This window comes from Sulfitobacter sp. AS92 (assembly GCF_038900015.1).
Taxonomy (GTDB): domain Bacteria; phylum Pseudomonadota; class Alphaproteobacteria; order Rhodobacterales; family Rhodobacteraceae; genus Sulfitobacter.
The window spans coordinates 224322-244145 of the sequence record NZ_JBBMQL010000005.1 but is presented as its reverse complement, the minus strand read 5'-3'; the positions used below and the strand labels follow the sequence as shown (position 1 = coordinate 244145).

At 61.4% G+C, this 19824-nt stretch carries 22 protein-coding genes and 1 other RNA gene; 9 read left to right on the top strand and 14 right to left on the bottom strand.

All coding sequences use genetic code 11. The features are described from left to right. On the bottom strand, window positions 1-626 hold a 626-nt coding region (locus WNY61_RS11940; protein ID WP_342851653.1), incomplete at its 3' end, for a hypothetical protein. Window positions 627-946: 320 nt separating this feature from the next. On the opposite strand from WNY61_RS11940, the gene WNY61_RS11935 reads away from it, so the two are divergent. After that, window positions 947-1981 (top strand): hypothetical protein, encoded by a 1035-nt coding sequence (locus WNY61_RS11935; protein ID WP_342851652.1) that lies wholly within the window; start codon window positions 947-949, stop codon window positions 1979-1981. Window position 1982: 1 nt separating this feature from the next. Here WNY61_RS11935 and WNY61_RS11930 read toward each other — a convergent pair whose 3' ends face one another. The 4 genes from WNY61_RS11930 to mgtE all read right to left on the bottom strand — a co-directional run bounded on the left by WNY61_RS11930 (window position 1983) and on the right by mgtE (window position 6687). Further along, complete coding sequence (locus tag WNY61_RS11930) at window positions 1983-3755, bottom strand: SLC13 family permease (protein ID WP_342851651.1); 1773 nt, start codon at window positions 3753-3755, stop codon at window positions 1983-1985. Between the two features lie 95 nt (window positions 3756-3850). Further along, window positions 3851-4663, bottom strand: coding sequence for a TIGR00282 family metallophosphoesterase (locus tag WNY61_RS11925; protein ID WP_120351558.1), 813 nt, complete (start codon window positions 4661-4663; stop codon window positions 3851-3853). 57 nt (window positions 4664-4720) lie between these two features. Further along, window positions 4721-5287: a 5-formyltetrahydrofolate cyclo-ligase gene (locus WNY61_RS11920; protein WP_342851650.1), complete on the bottom strand. Its 567-nt coding sequence runs from the start codon at window positions 5285-5287 to the stop codon at window positions 4721-4723. Then, complete coding sequence (gene mgtE / locus WNY61_RS11915; protein ID WP_342851649.1) at window positions 5284-6687, bottom strand: magnesium transporter; 1404 nt, start codon at window positions 6685-6687, stop codon at window positions 5284-5286. Before mgtE ends, WNY61_RS11920 begins: the two co-directional genes overlap by 4 nt. 122 nt (window positions 6688-6809) lie before the next feature. Between mgtE and guaD the strand changes: the two genes are divergently transcribed. Beyond that, window positions 6810-8111, top strand: coding sequence for a guanine deaminase (gene guaD / locus WNY61_RS11910; RefSeq protein ID WP_342851648.1), 1302 nt, complete (start codon window positions 6810-6812; stop codon window positions 8109-8111). 24 nt (window positions 8112-8135) lie between these two features. Here the strand turns inward: guaD and WNY61_RS11905 are convergent, their stop codons facing one another. The 4 genes from WNY61_RS11905 to WNY61_RS11890 form a co-directional block, all read right to left on the bottom strand. Next, window positions 8136-8555, bottom strand: a complete 420-nt coding sequence (locus WNY61_RS11905) for a CAP domain-containing protein (protein ID WP_342851647.1) — start codon at window positions 8553-8555, stop codon at window positions 8136-8138. Next, window positions 8552-9886, bottom strand: a complete 1335-nt coding sequence (locus tag WNY61_RS11900) for an 8-oxoguanine deaminase (RefSeq protein WP_342851646.1) — start codon at window positions 9884-9886, stop codon at window positions 8552-8554. The genes WNY61_RS11905 and WNY61_RS11900 overlap by 4 nt, the downstream gene beginning before the upstream one ends. Window positions 9887-10020: 134 nt before the next feature. Further along, entirely contained in the window at window positions 10021-10821 is an 801-nt protein-coding gene (hisN, locus tag WNY61_RS11895; RefSeq protein ID WP_342851645.1) for a histidinol-phosphatase, read from the bottom strand. A gap of 70 nt (window positions 10822-10891) precedes the next feature. Further along, window positions 10892-11266: a helix-turn-helix transcriptional regulator gene (locus WNY61_RS11890; protein ID WP_342851644.1), complete on the bottom strand. Its 375-nt coding sequence runs from the start codon at window positions 11264-11266 to the stop codon at window positions 10892-10894. Window positions 11267-11887: 621 nt separating this feature from the next. On the opposite strand from WNY61_RS11890, the gene WNY61_RS11885 reads away from it, so the two are divergent. Next, complete coding sequence (locus WNY61_RS11885; RefSeq protein WP_007119229.1) at window positions 11888-12664, top strand: Bax inhibitor-1/YccA family protein; 777 nt, start codon at window positions 11888-11890, stop codon at window positions 12662-12664. Between the two features lie 85 nt (window positions 12665-12749). Here WNY61_RS11885 and WNY61_RS11880 read toward each other — a convergent pair whose 3' ends face one another. The 3 genes from WNY61_RS11880 to WNY61_RS11870 all read right to left on the bottom strand — a co-directional run bounded on the left by WNY61_RS11880 (window position 12750) and on the right by WNY61_RS11870 (window position 14381). Next, a complete protein-coding gene (locus WNY61_RS11880) occupies window positions 12750-13439 on the bottom strand; it encodes a VIT family protein (protein WP_342851643.1) in 690 nt (229 codons plus the stop codon). A gap of 16 nt (window positions 13440-13455) precedes the next feature. Beyond that, window positions 13456-13614 carry a hypothetical protein gene (locus WNY61_RS11875; protein WP_342851642.1) on the bottom strand — a complete coding sequence of 53 codons (159 nt, stop codon included), beginning with the start codon at window positions 13612-13614 and terminating at the stop codon, window positions 13456-13458. Window positions 13615-13688: 74 nt separating this feature from the next. Beyond that, window positions 13689-14381 (bottom strand): metal-dependent hydrolase, encoded by a 693-nt coding sequence (locus WNY61_RS11870; RefSeq protein ID WP_342851641.1) that lies wholly within the window; start codon window positions 14379-14381, stop codon window positions 13689-13691. Between the two features lie 325 nt (window positions 14382-14706). On the opposite strand from WNY61_RS11870, the gene gatC reads away from it, so the two are divergent. The 6 genes from gatC (at window position 14707) to rpmG (ending at window position 18699) form a co-directional block, all read left to right on the top strand. Then, window positions 14707-14994: an Asp-tRNA(Asn)/Glu-tRNA(Gln) amidotransferase subunit GatC gene (gatC, locus tag WNY61_RS11865; RefSeq protein ID WP_342851640.1), complete on the top strand. Its 288-nt coding sequence runs from the start codon at window positions 14707-14709 to the stop codon at window positions 14992-14994. Further along, on the top strand, window positions 14994-16484 hold the full coding sequence (gene gatA / locus WNY61_RS11860; RefSeq protein ID WP_342851639.1) for an Asp-tRNA(Asn)/Glu-tRNA(Gln) amidotransferase subunit GatA: 1491 nt from the start codon (window positions 14994-14996) through the stop codon (window positions 16482-16484). The genes gatC and gatA overlap by 1 nt, the downstream gene beginning before the upstream one ends. Before the next feature lie 37 nt (window positions 16485-16521). Further along, window positions 16522-17253 (top strand): hypothetical protein, encoded by a 732-nt coding sequence (locus WNY61_RS11855; RefSeq protein ID WP_342851638.1) that lies wholly within the window; start codon window positions 16522-16524, stop codon window positions 17251-17253. Window positions 17254-17256: 3 nt separating this feature from the next. Continuing rightward, window positions 17257-17946, top strand: coding sequence for an N-acetylmuramoyl-L-alanine amidase (locus WNY61_RS11850; protein WP_342851637.1), 690 nt, complete (start codon window positions 17257-17259; stop codon window positions 17944-17946). An 11-nt stretch (window positions 17947-17957) separates the two neighbouring features. Further along, an RNA gene (gene rnpB, locus WNY61_RS11845) (RNase P RNA component class A) lies at window positions 17958-18370 on the top strand. Between the two features lie 161 nt (window positions 18371-18531). Then, complete coding sequence (gene rpmG / locus WNY61_RS11840; RefSeq protein ID WP_007119221.1) at window positions 18532-18699, top strand: 50S ribosomal protein L33; 168 nt, start codon at window positions 18532-18534, stop codon at window positions 18697-18699. A 97-nt stretch (window positions 18700-18796) separates the two neighbouring features. On the opposite strand, the gene WNY61_RS11835 is transcribed toward rpmG, so the two are convergent. Both WNY61_RS11835 and WNY61_RS11830 read right to left on the bottom strand, forming a co-directional pair. Next, window positions 18797-19204, bottom strand: coding sequence for a hypothetical protein (locus WNY61_RS11835; RefSeq protein WP_342851636.1), 408 nt, complete (start codon window positions 19202-19204; stop codon window positions 18797-18799). Further along, window positions 19201-19821 carry a DUF5671 domain-containing protein gene (locus WNY61_RS11830; RefSeq protein WP_342851635.1) on the bottom strand — a complete coding sequence of 207 codons (621 nt, stop codon included), beginning with the start codon at window positions 19819-19821 and terminating at the stop codon, window positions 19201-19203. The genes WNY61_RS11835 and WNY61_RS11830 overlap by 4 nt, the downstream gene beginning before the upstream one ends. Between the last annotated feature and the right edge of the window lie 3 nt (window positions 19822-19824).

The window sequence follows — 19824 nt, the reverse complement described above, 5'->3', positions numbered from 1 at the left end:
GAACCGGAGCCCTTCGTACCGCCAGAACCGGAGCCCTTCGTACCGCCAGAACCGGAGCCCTTCGTACCGCCAGAGCCGGAACCCTTCGTACCGCCAGAGCCGGAGCCCTTCGTACCGCCAGAGCCGGAACCCTTGGTGCCGCCAGAGCCGGAACCCTTCGTGCCGCCAGAGCCGGAGCCCTTGGTACCGCCAGAGCCGGAGCCCGTCGTGCCGCCAGAACCGGAACCTTTCGTGCCGCCAGAGCCAGAACCCTTCGTACCGCCAGAGCCGGAACCCTTGGTGCCGCCAGAGCCGGAACCCTTCGTGCCACCAGAGCCGGAACCTTTGGTGCCGCCAGAGCCGGAACCTTTCGTGCCGCCAGAGCCGGAACCTTTTGTACCGCCGGAGCCGGAGCCCTTGGTACCGCCAGAGCCGGAACCCTTCGTGCCGCCAGAGTCGGCGTCGTCATCGCTCTCGTTGAACTTCCCGGCTAGGTTTTCGTCGTACCATTTGGCGAAGGATGACCCTTCTACCCCGCCGTTGTGATAGGACTTTGTTCCGCTGGCATCGCAACCGCTGCCCGCCGCATCGTCGGTCGACCAGCTATTGTCTTTGCTGTCCCAACCCTTCGAGAATCTGTAACCCATGACGCCAATCCCTCATATACATATTGCAGTCGCGATCGCATTGCAGCACCGCGTCCCCCACAGACCTGTGAAACTAGCAGGCTCTATTTGTTTCCGGCAAATTCTTTCCATCTTTTCGGTGAATTGGGCAAATTATCCACCCAAACTCGAAACAGTACGGCACCCCATGTGCGCATTGTCCTTTAGTATAGTTCAAACACCCGTAAGGGCGACGAATCACTCTGTCCGTATAGGGTGAAATTGCCTTTGTTTTGCCCAAAACCCGCCGTACCGTCGTCAGTCAACCGACCTACACAAGCGAAAACACCAGCGGAGGCCTCATGGCACGACCTAAGGAAAAAAGCGCGCAGGCGCAGATTGTCGCAGCGGCGCGCAAACATTTCGGCCAAGACATCGCGCGGGTATCGGCACCGGGCGGCGAAAACCGGTCGAGCTTTCGTCTGCACCTGACCGACCGCACCGTTATCGCCACCCTGCGTCCGAACTTTCGCCGCACCCATTTAGAAGCGCATGTGCTGACCGAACTTAGCCGTCATTGCAGCGACCTGCCCGAATGTCTGGGCGTGGTGGGCGAGATCATGTTCCAGTCTGATGTGGGCAAACGCCGACTTAACGTTGAGATCGCGCAGGTTGCGCCAGTGGTGCAGCTTGATCTGGCAGCCGAGGCTGTCTCGGCCATCTTCCGTATCCACGGTGCCGCACGCCAGACCGATCTTAACGCCATTATGCCGCATCTTGGCAACAACCGCGACTGGGTGCTGAACTTCGTTGATGCGGTCGATTTTTTGAAAGACCTCGGCGGCGGCATCTCGGACCAGTTTGACCGCACCGCAGCCTATGAGCGTATCAACGCTCCGGCGCGGCAATTTGTGAAATGGGACTGTCGTTCGGGAAATGCCGCCATCGGCCACGACGACAAGCTGCGTTGGTTCGACTTTGAATACGCCGGACTGCGTCACGGCGCCGAAGACGTCGCTTGGCTGATCGGAGACGAGGCGTGGCCCGTTGCACCGCAAGACATGGTCGATGTGGTGATCGACGCCTTTGACCCCACCTGCGGCATCCCCCTGCCCGACTACCTCGACTATCTTTCGGTCTACCTGACCTTTCACGCGGTGCAGCGGCTTAAGCTGATCAGCAAAGAGGCCAAGAAACGCGGCTGGCTGAGCAAAGACCGCATCCGGCGCTATGACGATGCGGGTGTACACCCCGAGTTCGCCGCGCATATCTGCCGGGTTGGGGCCTATTTCTCAGACCAATCCGAACTCACCGCTCCGCTGACACGCAACTTCCTTGAGGCGCAAGCGGGCTTTGAGGCGATCGTCGCCCAGACCGAAAAGCAGCGCAGCGCCTGACCTACCAAAACAGCGGGATCACCGCGCTGACCAGCAGTGACATGCTCAAGTTAAGCGGGATCCCGATGCGCATAAAGTCGGTGAATTTGTACCCCCCCGGCCCGTAAACCAGCGTGTTGGTCTGATAACCAATCGGCGTGGCGAAGGCGCAAGAAGCCGCGATCATCACCGCGACGACCAGCGGGCGCGGGTCCATACCAAGTGCGGTGCTGAGGCTGATGGCGATGGGTGTCATAATGACCGCCACGGCATTGTTGCTGACGATCTCGGTCAAGGTCGTGGTCAGTAGGAACACGGACAGGATGATCCAGAAGGGCGGCAGTTCCGCCAGCCCCGGCGCGATGTTATCGACAATCAGCGCAATCGCGCCGGAGTTTTGTAGGGCGGCACCCACGGCCAACATGGCAAAGATCAGGGCCAGCAAACGCCCCTCAACGAAAGAGAATGCCTCTTCCGCATCGATGCAGCCCGTCACCAGCACCACGGCCACGGCAATCACGGCCAAAGCCAAAATCGGCGCGACGTTGAAGGCCGCCAAGGTGACGATGCCCACCAGTGCGGCAATGGCAATCGGCGCATGGCCGCGGCGGAAGGCGCGGGCCGAGGGCTGGGTCACGTCAACAAGGTTCATGTCGCTGGCCAACCGCTGAATGTCCTCTGCCGCGCCTTCCAGCAGCAGCGTGTCGCCCACTTTGATGATCAATTGATCAAGCTGCTGGCCGATGTTCTGGTTCCGCCGATGCACCGCCAGCGCATAGACCCCGTAGCGCCGCCGCAACCGCATTGAGCCCAGCGAACGGCCCACCATCCGGCAGCCTGGGGTGATGAGCACCTCAACGGTCGTGGTCTCCACCGCCGAAAGCTGATCAACCCGGCGCAGTTCCTTGTTGTTTTGCAGGCTCAAAAGCTCGGTCATCTGGGTTCGCAGCACGACGCGGTCCCCGACCTGAAGCTCAACGCCCTTAAGGTTGCGACGCAATGAATCGTCGCCGCGCACCACGTCGATCAACCGCACGCCTTCGCGTTTGAACAGCTGCACGTCCAGCACTTCGCGGCCAATCAAGTTGCTTTCGGGGGGGATCACCGCCTCGGTAAAGAACTTCATCTTGGAGCGGTCAGAGAGCATATTCGCCATGCTATCGCGCGCGGGCAGCAGTTTGTCGGCGAAGAACAGCATATAGATCAGTCCCCACGCGCAGACCACAAGGCCCACGGGGAGGATCTCGAAGATGCCGAAAGGCTCCATCCCCTGCGACCGCGCCACACCATCGACCAAAAGGTTGGTCGAGGTGCCGATCAGCGTGAGAGAGCCGCCCATAATCGCGGCATAGCTGAGCGGTATCAACAACTTAGAGGCCTTGGTATTCAGCGTGCGGGTCAACTGCACCACCACCGGGATCATCACCACGACGACGGGCGTGTTGTTCATGATCGCGCTGGCCGCCATGACCGACAGGATCACGCCCGCCACCGCCGTCTTTGGGTTGGTCTTGGCCGTTCGTTCGGCCAGCCGGGTCAGCACATCCAGCGCCCCGGTTCGCACCAAGGCCCCCATGATGATAAACATGGCCGCAATGGTCCAAGGCGCGGGGTTTGACAGCACCGCCAGCGCATCGTCATAGGGCAAAACGCCGATGGCCAGCAGCAGCGCGGCACCGGCGATGGCGACCACTTCGGTAGGGAAAGCTTCGCGCAGGAAAAGCACGAACATCATGCCGACCACCACAAGGGTGAGCACGGCCGTCTCCATCGGAGAGAAGCTGAAAAATTCCATCAAGAACCTGTCATTCGGGCAAAAGGCCGTTGTCCAGTTACGCCGATTGACGCGCCCTGCGCAAGCCCGACGCAAAGGCGCATGCTGTCAGAACCTCAGGGCGCGCTGGCCTGTAAGGCACCGCCCTCGCGCACCGGCACGATCCGCGTGGCCCGGCCCGTGCGGTCATCGGTTTCGATATAAACGCCTGAGAGTGTCGCCTCGCCATTGGCCGGGGTGAAACGTTCGCGCGGCATGCCGGTGATGAAACGGCGCAGCGGCTCGGCCTTGTCCATGCCGATCACCGAATGATAATCGCCGCACATACCCGCATCGCTGAGGTAGGCCGTGCCACCCGGCAGGATCATCGCATCCGCCGTGGGCACATGGGTATGGGTGCCGACAACAAGGCTCGCCCGCCCGTCGCACCAGTGGCCCATGGCCATCTTTTCGCTCGTAGCTTCGCAATGCATATCGACGATGATCGCCTGCGCCATGCCGCCCAAAGGATGCGTTTTCAGCACCGGCTCCAGCGCCGAGAAAGGATCATCAAAGGGCCGTTTCATAAAGACTTGGCCAAGCGCTTGGGTGACCAGAACCTTCTTGCCGTTCTGCGCCGTGAACAGCTTGGCCCCCTTGCCCGGTGCATTCTTGGAAAAGTTCAACGGTCGGATCACCCGGGGCTCTTGCTCGATAAAGCTGAGCATGTCTTTCTGGTCGAAAGCGTGATCGCCAAGGGTCAGACAATCGGCCCCCGCCTCCAGCAGCGTCTTGGCATGCGCACCAGAAAGGCCCATGCCCCCGGTGGCATTCTCGCCATTAACCACAATAAAATCGAGTTTCCAGTCGCGCCGCAGCCGCGCCAGATTTTCGGTGATCGCCCGCCGTCCGGCCCGGCCCATCACATCGCCAAGAAACAATATCTTCATAATTTATGGACTAGGACGCGCGCGGCTTGGCGGCAACCCTTATTCCGCGTGGGCGGGTTAGCTTTGCGCCACTTCGATCACGCCCGCCTCTGTCACGATCAGATCGAGTGGCTCATCGGTTTCCTCAAGCGGGATGTCATCGCATTCCTGCCCCGCAAAGGCGAAACCAATCGCCATAGTAGCCCTGCGCGCGCGCAGCATCGCCAAAGTCCGGTCATAAAACCCGCCGCCATAGCCCAATCGCGCCCCCGCGCGGTTAAAGGCCAAGAGCGGCACGATTACGATCTCTGGCTCGAAAAAATCGTTATGTTCCGGGATCATCGCGCCGAAACTGCCCGCGACCATTGGCGTCTCTGGCGTCCAGCGCGAGAAGGAGAGCGGGTGGTCGGGCCACATGATCACCGGCACGCCAACCGGGCCGTGGGCGCAGGCCTCGGCCATGGCCGGGCGGGGATCAATCTCGGTCCGGATCGGCATAAACCCAGAAAGCGGCACGCCACGGTAGCCTGCCAACACTTCCGAGAGATACCCCCCCTGCGCGGCATTCGCCTGCTCAAACAAGGGCTTGCGACGGGCAAAGGCAGCCTTCCGGGCCTCTGCCTTGCGCGCCGCACTGTCGTTCACAGCAACACCACCGCCGCAAGACCAAGGAAGGCGAAAAACCCGACCACATCCGTCACCGTGGTCACAAAAGCCCCCGATGCCAACGCGGGATCTATCCCGAAACGCTCGAGCAAGATCGGAATGCCAGTGCCGGCCAGCCCCGCCACGACAAGGTTAATCACCATCGCCGTGGCAATGACATAGCCCAGCGCCGGAGAGCCGAACCAGACCACGCCGACGATCCCCATGATCACCGCAAAAATTATCCCGTTGACCAGACCCACAAGAACTTCCCGCCGGATCACCCGCCAAACGTTGGACCCGGTGAGGTCTTTCGTGGCAATCGCGCGCACCGCGACGGTCAGACTCTGGGTGCCTGCATTGCCGCCCATGGACGCGACGATCGGCATCAGCACCGCAAGTGCTACGATCTGGGCAATCGCCGCCTCGAATTGCGAGATCACCATCGATGCGGCAATCGCCGTCACAAGGTTCACCGCCAGCCACGGCAGGCGTTGTTTGGTCGTCTCTGCCACGCGGTCAGAAAGCGAGCCTTCACCAACACCCGCCAGACGCAGGATGTCTTCTTCGTGCTCTTCGTCGAGCACCGTCATAGCGTCGTCGATGGTGATAACACCGATAAGCCGCCCCTCTTCATCGACCACGGGGGCCGAAATCAGGTGGTATTGGTTGAACGCATAAGCCACATCGCCCTCGTCACGCATCGCGGGGATAATCTGGAATGTCTCTTCCAGAATATCTGCCAGCCGCGTATCGCGGCGCGAGCGCATAAGCTTGCCCAACGTCACATTGCCCACCGGGTGCAACCGCGGGTCTACCATCACGATATGGTAGAACTGGTCGGGAAGGTCTTCTTCCTTAGTGGCGCGCAGATGGTCGATCGCCTGGCCCACCGTCCAATGCTCGGGCGCCATCACAACCTCGCGCTGCATCAGACGACCGGCGGAATACTCCGGCCAGTTCAGCGCCTGCTCAACGGCGACCCGGTCGGTCTCTTCCAGCGCGTCGAGAATGGTTTCTTGCTGCGCGTCTTCCAGATCTTCGATCAGGTCGACCACATCATCGCTGTCAAGCTCGCGCACCGCTTGGGTCAACACCTGCGGCGTCAAGATCGAGATGACTTCTTCGCGGATCGACTCGTCGAGTTCCGACAGAATCTCGCCGTCGAACTCCTGCCCATAAAGCCGGATCAGCGCGGCGCGGTCGTCCTCGTCGATCTGCTCCAAAAGGTCAGCGATGTCCGCCGCGTGCAGCGGCTCCATCAACTGGGTCAGATGCGCCTGATCCCCGGCCTCCACGGTTTCAAGGATCGCGGCCACGGCCTTGCGGTCCAGCATATAGGCCTCGGCACTCTCTTCAGAGGCCACCGCCGGATCCAGCTCTTCGATCTGCTCTGACATCCGCTGCTCTCCGTGCCTGTGCCCTTGTTGGAGGCGACAATAGGCGAGCGGCATCAGGGGCACAACGGCACCTACGACGCTTCGGTATTGTTCCCCGTCCCGCCCTCACCTAAACCACTGGCATGACAAATCAACGACTCCTTTTGGGCGCGACGCTCACCTATTCCGGCAACCCAATGCAAAGCGCGTGGCAGGATGCCGTGCAGATCGACACCGAGGGCGGCGTGTTGATCGATGAGGGCCGCATCACGGCCGTCGGCAATGGTGACGCCTTGCGCGTTGCGCATCCAAATGCCGAGGTGACCCACTACGGCAACGCTCTGATTTGTCCCGGTTTTGTTGACGCCCATGTTCACTATCCCCAGACCGCGATCATCGCGTCATGGGGCAAGCGGCTGATCGACTGGCTTAACACCTATACCTTCCCCGAAGAGATGCGCCTGTCGGATCCGGCCTATGCGGGTGAGATCGCCGCGCGGTATCTGGACCTGACGCTGGCCCATGGCACCACCACAGTTGCATCTTACTGCACGATCCATCCCCATAGCGTCGATGCGCTCTTTCAGGCGGCAGAGGCGCGCGGTCAGCGGATCGTGGCGGGCAAGACCTGTATGGACCGCAACGCTCCCGAAGGGCTGCGCGACACGGCGCAATCGGCCTATGACGACAGCAAGGCTTTGATTGAGCGTTGGCACGGTAAAGGCCGCGCGACATATGCGATCACGCCGCGTTTCTCTCCGACGTCAACGCCCGAGCAACTCTCTGCCCTCGGTGCGCTTTGGGCGGAGCATCCAACCTGCCTGATGCAGACCCATCTCAGCGAACAGACGGATGAGATCGAATGGGTGCGCGGATTATTCCCCGAGGCCCGCGACTATCTCGATACCTATGAGGCCCACGGGCTGCTCGGCGAACGCGGGCTCTACGGCCATGCGATCCACCTAGAGCCGCGTGAGATTGACCGACTGGCCGAGGTCGGCGGCGCGCTTGTGCATTGCCCCACCTCCAACACTTTCATCGGTTCCGGGCTGTTTGACATGACCGGCCTCGCCGCGCGGGGCATTCCGCTGGCGCTGGCGACGGATACCGGGGGCGGCTCGTCCTTTTCGATGCTGCGCACCATGGCGGCAGCCTATGAGGTCGGCCAGTTGCGCGGCACGCCGCTGCATGCGGCGCAGCTGATCTGGCTCGCCACCGCAGGCTCGGCCCGCAGCCTGCATCTGCAGGATCATGTGGGCAGTCTGGCCGCTGGGATGGAGGCGGATATCACCGTGCTTTCACTGGATTCCACGCCCGCGATTGCGCAGCGTCACACGACGGCCAAGGATATCTGGGAAAGCCTTTTCGCCACCATCATGATGGGCGATGATCGCGCGATTGCAGATGTTTGGGTCGCGGGTGCGCGTCGGGGTGGCAAGGCGTAACGCGCCACCCGCGATTGGGTCACGTCAGCAGGGCGCGCCCAGCACCATGACCCAGACCTCACTATCGGCCTGCACCAGCCCCATCTCCTCGGCGCGGCTGTCGACCATATTGCGGTAATGCCCCGGAGAGTTGGTCCAGCCGGTCATGACCTCGTCCAATGACTGCTGCCCCTTGGCGATATTCTCAGCGACAAAACACCATTGATAACCCGCCATCGCCGCACGACGGCCTACATCCGTGCCATCGCGGCCCTTGTGGCTGAAATAGTCATGCTCTGCCATATCGGTGGCATGTGTTTGAGCCGCCTGCGCCAAACGGCCATCATAGACGAGGGGTTTGAGCCCCTGCACATCCCGCAACGCATTTACGCGCTCCAACCCCATCGGGTCGGCCCATGCTGGCATCCCTGCCAACATCAGTATCGATAGAAAAAATGGCCTCATTCAGCCAAGCCTTTCGCCAATTCGTTCTGCCGCGCCACCTGTGCGGCCAAGTCAATCGTGGTGATTTGACCATCGCGCACCACTTGGCGACCTTCAACGAAAAGGTCACGCACCGTCGTCGGGCCGGCAAGAAGCAGCGCAGCCGGGTCCCAACTGCCCGCACTTTGCACGCCTGAAACGTCCCAGATCGCGACATCGGCGCGCGTGCCGGGCATCAGTCGCCCACAATCGGGCCGCCCCAGCACATCCGCCCCGCCCCGCGTCGCCAGTTCCAGCGCCGCACGCGGGCTCATCGCATCTGCGCCGCGTGCCACGCGCTGCAACAACATCGCCTGCCGCGCCTCGGCGGCCAGATTGCCGCTGTCGTTGCTGGCCGATCCATCGACGCCCAGCCCCAGCGGCACGCCCGCGTCCAGCATCGCCCGTACCGGCGCGATGCCCGACCCAAGGCGGCAGTTCGAGCAGGGGCAATGCGCGACCCCCGTGCGGGTCCGGGCAAAGAGATCAATCTCGGCCCCGTCCAACTGCACACAATGGGCATGCCAAACGTCATCGCCAAGCCAACCAAGGCTTTCTGCATATTCCCCGGGGCGGCAGCCGAATTTCTCCAGCGAATAGGCCACATCTTCGGTATTCTCTGCCAGATGGGTGTGCAGCATCACACCTTTGTCGCGGGCCAGCAGCGCCGTATCGCGCATCAACCCCCGGCTAACGGAGAAGGGAGAGCATGGCGCCAGCCCGACACGGCACATCGACCCTTCGGCAGGGTCATGGAAGGCATCGACAACGCGGATGCAATCCTCCAAAATTGCAGCTTCACGCTCCACCAGCTTATCCGGCGGCAGACCGCCGTCGCTCTCGCCGATGCTCATCGACCCGCGCGTGGGGTGAAACCGGAGGCCCAATTCGGCGGCGGCGTGGATTGTATCCTCCAACCGCACGCCGTTGGGGTAGAGGTAAAGGTGATCCGAACTCAGGCTGCAGCCGGATAGCGCCAGCTCTGCCAGACCAATCTGAGCCGAGACGAACATATGCTCGGGCCCCATACGCGCCCAAATCGGGTAAAGCCGCTGAAGCCAGCCAAAGAGCAGCGCATCCTGCGCGCCCGGCACGGCGCGGGTCATGCTTTGGTACAAATGATGGTGGGTGTTCACGAGGCCCGGCGTGACGACGCAGCCTTTAGCCTCGACGATCTCACCACTGGTCAGCAAACCCTGCCCGACCTCAGCGATCACCCCGTCGCGCAGCAGCAGGTCCGCGCCCGCGAGCTCCTGTCGGGTATCGTCCATCGTGATAAGAAAATCCGCACCGCGGATGAGCGTCTCGGCCATAGGTCACACTTTTCATTATGCCCGTCTCATGAAAAGTGTGCTGGACCGATGGAAAACGGGCGAGAGAACCGGCCTTTTGCTCATTTATCGCATCGCTACCGCGTCGGTCAATCCGCGGTGTCCCGACAATTTGATCAATAGGCCGAAAGTATCTCCAACGCCTGTGCGTGAATTTCGGGATTGGCCGCCGCCAGCGCCCTGCCACCTTCATGTACCGGATTGCCCCGCCAATCGGTAACGATACCGCCCGCCGCTTGGATCACCGCGATGGGCGCTTGAATGTCATAGGCGTTCAGCCCTGCCTCGATCACCAGATCGACCTGCCCGGCGGCAACCAGCGCATAGGCGTAACAATCCATACCATAGCGGGTCAGCAGCGCCTGCGAGGCAACGGCGCGAAAGGCGCTGGCCTCTTCGGTGCTGCCCACTTCGGGGAATGTGGTGAAGACGATGGCTTGACGCAGATCACGCGGTGCGCGGGTCTTGAGCGTCCGCTGGCCGTGCGGACCGATCATCAGCGCACCGTTCGGCGCCCCTTCAAACCGCTCACCGATATAGGGCTGATCAATGATGCCATAAAACGGCCCCGAGGCGTCGGACACCGCAATCAGCACCCCCCAAGTCGGCGTGCCGCTGAGAAAACCGCGTGTGCCGTCAATGGGATCAAGCACCCAAGTCAGCCCTGATGTGCCAGGCTGTGCGCCATATTCTTCGCCCAAAATAGCGTCTGCAGGCCGTTCTGTCGCCAATACGTCGCGCATCGCCCGTTCGGCAGCACGGTCGGCCTCTGTCACGGGGTCAAAGCCTGCGCCGAGCTTGTTGTCAGCCTGTAGATCAATGCTGCGAAAATAAGGCAGGATGACGTGCCTTGCGGCATCCGCCATCAGATGGGCAACGCGACGAATGTCAGGATCGAAATTAGAGGTGTTCATCATGGCAAAGACCTGACAGCTTGCGCCGGTTTGCGCAAGCCTGTCAGCGCCTTACACGAAAGCCGTGGATGGATCAGGCCACGTCACTCAACACGCGGGCCAATTCAAACAACCTGCGTCGCTGATTTTCCGGGATCGCATAGTAAGAGCGCACCAGTTCCATCGCTTCTTTGTCGGCCATCAAATCGGCAGGCAGGCCATCTAATGGCGCGGTGCCCTCCGCTTGGTCGTCTTTTAACCCCTCAAAGAAAAAGGACACAGGCACGCCGAGCGCATCCGCGATGTCCCACAGCCGCGACGCACTCACGCGGTTCGCGCCCGTCTCGTACTTCTGGATCTGTTGAAACTTAATGCCAACCAGTTCTGCCAGCTTTTGCTGGGTCATTCCCGTCAGCCACCGTCGTTGCCGGATGCGTTTACCGACGTGCACGTCTACTACATGTACCATCTTGCCTATTCCTTATAGGGGCACATGCCACCGTGCCAATCTCATTTCCAAACAAGAACGAATTGCGCCGTCACCCCGCGCAATACCGCATTGGTTGCGCCAGATGTCTCCCCCCTATCATAGCGGTTGCGTGAGGTTCGGCAAAGAATTTTTACGTGATAGTAAAAATCTGGCCGTTCTAATCGCAACCTCAGGTGGTGCTTCGCTCCCTTTTCCTATTGCCGGTCAGGTAAGAAACCACCAATTTTTCTTGGCTGTATCGGTCTTCCGCTCGGCAACCACTGGGTGAACGCGAAAAATATCAATCAGTTCCGAGCAGATCCTTTAAATGCCACATTTTTGCTTCAAATGGGTTCTGATCACCTGCCGTCCCTGTCGTTCGTCGCCCAACAAACACAGGTGGTTTTCCGCTGATGGCAGCAGTCCGGGGGGCAGTAAATAGCACAGAGACGCAATATCACCCGCGTTTCTCCCCTCCCCAAGGCTCCCAAGAAACCTACAATTTTCGCCATGGAATCAGGCCGCAAGGCACTTGAAATTTGCGCCGTCAGACCCGATATTTAACCCCAAGAACGTGTCGGCTCGCTTCCGGCACGCAATTTTGCCAATGGGAGTCTCTAAATGGCTGACGTCAATACAATTCGCACTTCTGCCGGGTCGCGCGCTTCCGCGATCGATGCGGGGCTGCGTGCGCATATGAACAAGGTGTATGGCACCATGTCGATTGGCATGCTCATCACCTTCGCTGCGGCTTGGGCTATTTCGGGCCTGTCGGTCACCACCGATCCCTCCGCCGCAGTCGCTCAGCTGAGCCAAGACAAATATCTGACCCAATTGGGCTATGCTCTTTACGCGTCGCCGCTGAAATGGGTGGTGATGTTCGCTCCGCTGGCCTTTGTCTTTGGCTTTAGCGCGATGATCAACAAAATGTCCGCTGCCACGGCGCAGGTCGTGTTCTACGCGTTCGCCGCCGTTATGGGCATTTCGATCAGCTCGATCTTCTTGGTCTTCACCGGCTACTCGATCGCGCAGATCTTCCTGATCACATCGATCGCCTTCGCGGGCCTGTCTCTTTGGGGCTACACCACCAAGAAAGACATCTCCGGTTGGGGCAGCTTCCTCATCATGGGTGTGATTGGTCTGGTCGTGGCGTCCATCGTGAACATCTTCCTCGCGTCTTCGGCGCTGATGTTCGCCATTTCCGCAATCGGTGTGCTGATCTTCGCGGGTCTGACCGCCTATGACACACAGCGCATCAAGACCGAATATCTGGCCCATGCGCAGCACGGCGACACAGAATGGCTGGGCAAAGCCGCCATCATGGGCGCGCTGAACCTCTACCTGAACTTCATCAACATGTTCATGATGTTGCTGTCGCTTTTCGGTAACCGCGAATAAGCGTTTTAAATTTGATGAGAAGGGGCCGGTTCCGAAAGGGGCCGGCCCTTTTCTTTGGTAAGGTTACGCATTCAAGACTGACTTGTTAACCGATTGCACCAAAGAGATGGCCAACCCCGGCTGTGACCGCCATAGCCAAACCGCCCCAGAAAACAACGCGCCGGATCGCTGGCCATCTGGGCGCACCGCCCAGTTGGGCACCCCCCGCCCCCAACATCACAAGCGCCAGCATCGCCACCAGCGCGACAGACAGTCCGCGCACACCCGAAGGCCCCAAAAGCGCCGCGAGCAAGGGCAGCCCGCCGCCAAGTGCAAAGGCCACCGCCGATGCGCCCGCCGCTTGCAGCGGATCAGCCTGCCCGGCAAGGCCGAACATCCCCAGTTCCTCGCGCGCATGGGCGCCAAGCGCGTCATGGTCGGTCATCTGCGCCGCCACCTCCAGTGCAAGGTCACTCTCAACGCCGCGGTTCTCCAACCCTTCGGCTAATTCGCTAAGCTCGTAATCCGGGTCTTCGATCAGAGCCACGCGCTCACGCTCCAGATCAGCCAGTTCAACATCGGCCTGGGCGGAGACAGAGACATATTCCCCCGCCGCCATCGACAGCGCCCCGGCGGTCAGCCCCGCAAGCCCCGTTAGCAGCACATTCCCATGCGCCATCCCGGCGGCACTCACCCCCACCAGCAAACTGGCGGAGGAGACAATGCCATCGTTGGCCCCCAAAACGGCGGCGCGCAGCCAGTTGCTGCGGTTGATGTAGTGTCCTTCTCTGGGCATCTCGGCCGCCTTACGTCTATTGCGGCTGGTACACCAGAACATGTGCCGGGAAGATGACGGGACGATCACCGCCGACGCCAGTGAAGCCGACGCTGCCGGTGGGCTCTGCCCGGTCCAGCGGAGCGCAGGCCCCCAGTGTCAGCAACAAGATTGTGGCAGTCAATTTGGCAGACATCGCGTTTCCCCGGCAGTTGGTGTTCAGGTATCCCCCGTTCCGCCTTGCAGCGCAAGGCGAAGGCGGGCAGGTAGTCAAAGCTTAATCGGCTGCATCACCTGCGGCTCGACCACATCGACGCCGGGCAGGTCATCAACCAACACCTGCGCCGATTGCTCCAGCGCATCGAATGTGCGGTAGTGGCAGGGAATAACCATCTTGAAGTTAAAATAGCGTTTCGCGGCATAGGCCGCTTGCGCCATATCCATGGTGAAATGCCCGCCTGCGGACAGAATGCCGATATCGGGTTTGTGGTAATCGCCCATCCAATCCATATCCGCCATAATCGCCGTGTCACCGGAATGATAGATCGTATGCCCCTCGCCCGAGATCATGAACCCCGTCTCCATGCCGGTGTAGATCGGCCCGTTGTCGCCCTCGACTGAGGAGGAATGCGAGGCCGGGACCATAGTGATCGCCACTTCGCCCGCGCGAATTGTGCCGCCTTTGTTAAAGCCGGTGGTGTTCTCGACCCCCTGCCCTTCGAGCCAGCCCATAAGCTCGACCATTCCGGCCACCGGGGCATTGGTGCGTTTGGCGACATCGGCGATATCTTGGGTGTGGTCGAAATGGCCGTGGGTGACGAGGATCTGCGTGGCGCCCTCGATGGCCTTTTCGTGATGTTCCTCATCGAGCGTCGGGTTGCCGGTGAGCCAAGGGTCGATCAGCACAACCTGATTATCGATTTCAATGCGGAATGAGCCGTGGCCGAGCCAGATGATGTTCATTGAGGTCTCCTGAGTGATGTGGGCTTTAGATCAGATTTGACCCTCGGAGCCGCGGAATCAAGTAAACGTCTCCGCATCGAACCCGCCCGGAATCAAGGGCGCATGCCCGCCGGGCAGCGCCAGACCGGCCCAACGGGCTGGCGCTTCTGCGACCCGGATGCCATCCCGCCATCGCCCAATGCCGCCGCAACCATAAATTGCCCAACTGCTTCGAAGCAGGCGCCATCCCCCGGTCTGGCACTGACCGGCTCCGTTCCGACCCTCTCAAACCCTTGCGAGGCCCGCCCCCAAACGGTAGAGGAGCCTCAAAGAGATGGAGATGTTCATGTCGATCGACGAAAACACCGCTGCACGGGTGGCAAAACTGGCCCGGATCAAGGTTGAACCCGACGCGCTTCCGGCGCTGGCGGAGGAATTCAACAACATCCTTGGCTTTATCGAACAGCTGTCCGAAGTGGACGTTGAGGGCGTGGAACCGATGACCTCCGTGACCCCGCAACGCCTGAAGCGGCGCGAGGACGTGGTTACCGATGGCGACCAGCAGGACGCGGTCCTCAAGAATGCGCCCGATGCCCGTGAAGGGTTCTTTGCCGTGCCGAAGGTGGTGGAATAATGAGCGACGATCTGAACAAACTGAGCCTTGCCGACGCCCGCGATGCCCTGCGCAAGGGTGAAACGACATCCGCCGCGCTGACCGAAGCCTGCCTTAAGGCCATCGACGGCGCAGGCGCGCTCAATGCCTTCGTCCACCGCACACCCGAGATCGCGATGGAACAGGCCGCTGCTGCCGACGCCCGCATCAAACAAGGCGACGCGCCCGCCATGTGCGGCCTGCCCATCGGCATCAAAGACCTTTTCTGCACCAAAGGCGTGCCGAGCCAAGCGGGCAGCCGTATCCTCGAAGGCTTCCTGCCCGAATATGAGAGCACCGTCAGCCAGAAGCTGAAAGACAGCGGCGCTGTGATGCTGGGTAAGCTCAACATGGACGAATTCGCCATGGGCTCGTCCAATGAAACTTCCGTCTACGGCAACGCGGTGAACCCGTGGCGGCGCGAGGGCGACACTGCCGAACTGACACCGGGTGGCTCCTCGGGCGGCTCCGCCGCCGCCGTGGCGGCTGATCTCTGCCTTGCCGCAACCGGCACCGACACCGGCGGGTCGATCCGCCAGCCTGCGGCCTTCACCGGCACCGTGGGCATCAAACCGACCTATGGCCGCTGCTCGCGTTGGGGCATCGTCGCCTTTGCCTCTTCGCTCGACCAAGCCGGGCCGATGACAAAGACGGTACGTGACGCCGCGATCATGCTCGAAGCGATGTGTGGTCATGATACCAAAGACAGCACCAGTGCCGACTTGGCCGTGCCAGACTTTGAGGCGGCCCTCACTGGCGATATCCGTGGCAAGAAAATCGGCATCCCGCGCGAATACCGCATGGATGGCATGCCCGAGGAGATCGACAAGCTCTGGCAGGACGGCATTGCCATGATGAAGGACGCGGGCGCCGAGATCGTCGACATCTCGCTGCCGCACACGAAATACGCCTTGCCTACCTATTATGTCATCGCACCTGCCGAAGCATCCTCGAACCTTGCGCGTTATGATGGTGTGCGCTTTGGCCACCGCGCCAAGCTTGACCACGGCGACGGCATCACCGAGATGTACGAAAAAACCCGCGCCGAAGGTTTCGGCCATGAGGTGCAGCGCCGCGTGATGGTCGGCACCTATGTGCTCTCCGCTGGCTTCTATGACGCGTACTACAACCGCGCCCGCAAGGTGCGCACGCTGATTAAGAAAGACTTCGAAGACGTTTTCGCGCAAGGTATCGACAGCATCCTGACCCCGGCCACGCCCTCGGCGGCCTTTGGTCTGGGTGAGATGAAGGATTCCGATCCGGTAGCGATGTATCTTAACGATGTGTTTACCGTGACGGTAAACCTCGCCGGTCTGCCCGGGGTCGCGCTGCCGACGGGCCAAAGCGCCACCGGCTTGCCGCTGGGTCTGCAATTGATCGGGCGTCCCTGGGAAGAGGCCGAACTGCTGTCCTCCGCCTATGCGCTGGAGCGGGCGGCTGGCTTTGTGGCCAAACCGGAAAAATGGTGGTAAGCCCACGGGCGTTATTTAACAGGCAAGAGCGGGTCAGATGATCACACGGACACTTCTAGCACTGACGGCGGGCGGTCTTTTGGCAGCCTGCCAACCTGCGATCCCCGATTCCGGGAGCGTCAACAGCGGGCGCGGCGTCGGCTTTGGCGATGGCACCTTTGAGGCCGAACAGCGCGCACGTGACGCCGCACTGGCCAATGACAGCATCGACAGCGCCATCGCGGCCACAACGCCCGCCCCGGCGGATGGCTCGGCCGAGGCCACAGCAGCTGAAACCGCCCGCGTTTTGGCCGCTACCCGTCCGGGCGGCGCTAGCACCGCTGGCGGCGCCACGATCAACGCCAGCCCATCGAACCCGCCCCCTACGGCGGTCAACGCCGTCGGCATCTCGAACGAGAACAACTTTGACGCGGTCTCCGGACAGCGCAGCATTCAAGACGACGCTGCCCGGGTCGCTTCCAACCGCGCGCAGTATGAGGTGGTTCAACCCGAAGCGCTGCCCGAACGCACCGCAAGCGGCCCGAACATCGTCGCCTATGCGCTGCAAAGCAATCAGCCTGTGGGTCAGCAGATTTATAGCCGAGTGGGCTTCAACAAAGCCCGCAAATTCGAGCGGGCCTGTGCGCAGTACAGCCACGCCGACCAAGCCCAGATCGCTTTCCTTGCTGCGGGCGGTCCCGAGAAGGACCGTGAAGGCATGGACCCCGATGGCGATGGCTTTGCCTGCAACTGGGATCCGACCCCCTTCCGCCGGGCTGCACAGGGCTGATAGATGCCCGCCGCGCCTGACGTGACGGTGCACCCTTCGCCCAACTGCGGCCCGCGACGCAGCGGGCTGCGCCCCCGGTTTATCGTTCTGCATTACACGGCCATGACCAGCGCCCAAGCGGCGCTGGAGCGGCTTTGCGACCCTTCCGCCGAGGTCTCTGCTCACTACCTGATATCGGGTCGCGGAGAGATCCTGCAGATGGTCGAAGAAGACCAACGCGCGTGGCACGCTGGCCAAGGCGAATGGGCTGGGTTGGACGATATCAACTCGCGTTCCATCGGGATTGAGTTGGACAACCGTGGCGATCATCCATTCTCGGAGCCGCAGATGCAGGCGCTCGAAGCCCTGCTTTCCGAAATCATGCACCGCCACGACATCCCGCCCGAAGGGGTGATCGGCCATTCCTGCATGGCCCCGGGCCGCAAGGTTGACCCCGGCCCCCGATTCGATTGGGCACGGCTGGCGCGGCTTGGACTTGCGCAGCCTGCGGGCACCGGCCCGCTGCCCGGCAGTGTTAATGCCGAAACCTTTCGCGATGCCGCGCAAGTCGTCGGTTTCACCGCGCCTTGCGACGATGACACGCTCCTGAGCACCGTGCGGATGCGGTTCAGGCCATGGGGCTGTGGCCCTCTCACCCCCCCAGACCTTGCCGCCCTGCCCGCGCCCATTGACGCGCCGCGCGGCGGGGTCTAGGGCGGTCAGGCGCGGAAGGCTGGATGGCCGCTTCGGTGCTTGCAAAAGCACCGGGGAGGAAAGTCCGGACTCCAAGAAGGAACGGTGCCGGGTAACGCCCGGGCGGGGCAACCCGACGGAAAGCGCCACAGAAAAGAAACCGCCCCTTGGTCCGGATTGCCGGAATGCCCAACGGGTAAGGGTGAAACGGTGGGGTAAGAGCCCACCGCGGGGCTGGCAACAGCTCTGGCACGGCAAGCCCCACTGGGAGCAATGCCAAATAGGGACCGCGCGCTGATGATCTTCGGGTCAAAGGCGGGGCTCTTCTGCCCCAGCAGGTCCGGGTTGGCAGCTGTAGCTGCATCGGCAACGGTGCAGTCAGAGGAATGGTCATCGCCTGCTCTCGCAGTAGGTACAAAATCCGGCTTATAGGCCTTCCGCGCATATTCCTGCTCTTTCAGGTCCGAAAGACAGGTTTTTCGACGAAACCGGCGTCTTTCAGCGTTGGAGCGGGCAAATAGCGGTTGACTCGGGCGCGGGTCTGACTAGAACCCGAAATTCAGGATTCACGCACGCCCGCGGGGGCGGTGCAGCAGGAGAAGACACATGGCGAAGCCAACCACGATCAAGATCCGTCTGAACTCGTCCGCGGGCACAGGCCATTTCTACGTTACAAAGAAAAACGCACGCACCATGACCGAGAAAATGGTCATCAAGAAATATGACCCCGTTGCGCGCAAGCACGTGGAATACAAAGAAGGCAAGATCAAGTAAGATCGCCTGACTTGAATGGTTTGAAAGGCCACGCGGTTTGCGCGTGGCCTTTTGCATTAGGGAAGGCATTTCGCGGTCCTTTCGATCCGGCTTGTCGCTACTGGGTCGCCCATTGGCCAGACCGCGCGACAAGCGCATAGCGCATGCATCCACGCAGTCCGTCAAAATGCAATCGCCCCTCTCGATGCCTGCCGGCATCGTCACTTTCCCGCGCCACTTCAAAAGTAGCGCAGACCTCAATAGCATCCGCCGTGCGCGTTACCTCATAGGCAGCGTCGGTCAGCGGGTCGCGTAACGAGCGCTCAGCGTCACGACAGGCCCGCGCAAAGGCCGCCTGCTCTCCAGCTTCACAGATGGTCGCATCAGCGATTCGCCGCAAATCTGCGCGGCGCGTTTGGTCGCGCGCCTCGGCACGGGCATGACCCGGCCCACCTACCACGGCGAACCCGGCGATCAATGCCGCCAGAACCAGGCCAAGCACGCTCCAGAAAAAGAGGCGGCTCACCCGACCTGCCTCCGCGGCCCATCGCCGCGATAATAGCCAAAGATGCCCCCGGCGATTCCCGCGACCACCAGTGCTTTCAGCGCAAACTGCAGTGTGAAATCACCGCTTAGGAACGCATAGATCACCGCCACCAAATCGCCGAGCAGCACCGCCGCGGCAAACAGCAGGGTCACATAAGTCATCCAATTGCGAATGGCCGAGCGCGACAGCGCCGGATCGGCGGCCAGCCGCCTGCGCTCGCGGGTGGCAAGCCAAAGGAACAGCGGCAGGGTCACGATCAGCACCGCCATAGCCCAGCGAATGCGGTAGGTCGCGCCGCCGGTCGCAGGGTCTATAAAATGGTCGATGAGCGCATGAAGCAGCCCAACCAGATACCCCGCGCCAAAGAGCAGCGCACCGAACATCAGCGCATAAATAAAGAAATCCCGTGCCGTCACGATCGGCTGCGGGCGCGGCACCGGCGGGGCGAAAGGCACATCGGCCCAACCTTCCAAAGCGTCACTGACCTCTTGCGCCGACCAGCCCGCCTGCCCCAGCACCGCAGCGATCTCTACCCGGCTTTTGCCCGCACTGAGTGCGTCGCGCACGAACAGCGCCAACTCTTTATTGCCCGCCATGGG

Excerpts from the sequence above, each read along its gene's own strand:
- gatA (WP_342851639.1), top strand. The coding sequence starts at position 14,994 with ATGAGCGACGATCTGAACAAACTGAGCCTTGCCGACGCCCGCGATGCC.
- WNY61_RS11930 (WP_342851651.1), bottom strand. The coding sequence starts at position 3,755 with ATGGAATTTTTCAGCTTCTCTCCGATGGAGACGGCCGTGCTCACCCTT.
- WNY61_RS11875 (WP_342851642.1), bottom strand. The coding sequence starts at position 13,614 with ATGTCTGCCAAATTGACTGCCACAATCTTGTTGCTGACACTGGGGGCC.
- guaD (WP_342851648.1), top strand. The coding sequence starts at position 6,810 with ATGACAAATCAACGACTCCTTTTGGGCGCGACGCTCACCTATTCCGGC.
- WNY61_RS11855 (WP_342851638.1), top strand. The coding sequence starts at position 16,522 with ATGATCACACGGACACTTCTAGCACTGACGGCGGGCGGTCTTTTGGCA.
- WNY61_RS11890 (WP_342851644.1), bottom strand. The coding sequence starts at position 11,266 with ATGGTACATGTAGTAGACGTGCACGTCGGTAAACGCATCCGGCAACGA.
- WNY61_RS11900 (WP_342851646.1), bottom strand. The coding sequence starts at position 9,886 with ATGGCCGAGACGCTCATCCGCGGTGCGGATTTTCTTATCACGATGGAC.
- WNY61_RS11870 (WP_342851641.1), bottom strand. The coding sequence starts at position 14,381 with ATGAACATCATCTGGCTCGGCCACGGCTCATTCCGCATTGAAATCGAT.
- WNY61_RS11925 (WP_120351558.1), bottom strand. The coding sequence starts at position 4,663 with ATGAAGATATTGTTTCTTGGCGATGTGATGGGCCGGGCCGGACGGCGG.
- WNY61_RS11880 (WP_342851643.1), bottom strand. The coding sequence starts at position 13,439 with ATGCCCAGAGAAGGACACTACATCAACCGCAGCAACTGGCTGCGCGCC.
- mgtE (WP_342851649.1), bottom strand. The coding sequence starts at position 6,687 with ATGTCAGAGCAGATCGAAGAGCTGGATCCGGCGGTGGCCTCTGAAGAG.
- rpmG (WP_007119221.1), top strand. The coding sequence starts at position 18,532 with ATGGCGAAGCCAACCACGATCAAGATCCGTCTGAACTCGTCCGCGGGC.
- gatC (WP_342851640.1), top strand. The coding sequence starts at position 14,707 with ATGTCGATCGACGAAAACACCGCTGCACGGGTGGCAAAACTGGCCCGG.
- WNY61_RS11905 (WP_342851647.1), bottom strand. The coding sequence starts at position 8,555 with ATGAGGCCATTTTTTCTATCGATACTGATGTTGGCAGGGATGCCAGCA.
- WNY61_RS11850 (WP_342851637.1), top strand. The coding sequence starts at position 17,257 with ATGCCCGCCGCGCCTGACGTGACGGTGCACCCTTCGCCCAACTGCGGC.
- WNY61_RS11885 (WP_007119229.1), top strand. The coding sequence starts at position 11,888 with ATGGCTGACGTCAATACAATTCGCACTTCTGCCGGGTCGCGCGCTTCC.
- hisN (WP_342851645.1), bottom strand. The coding sequence starts at position 10,821 with ATGATGAACACCTCTAATTTCGATCCTGACATTCGTCGCGTTGCCCAT.
- WNY61_RS11830 (WP_342851635.1), bottom strand. The coding sequence starts at position 19,821 with ATGGCGGGCAATAAAGAGTTGGCGCTGTTCGTGCGCGACGCACTCAGT.
- WNY61_RS11935 (WP_342851652.1), top strand. The coding sequence starts at position 947 with ATGGCACGACCTAAGGAAAAAAGCGCGCAGGCGCAGATTGTCGCAGCG.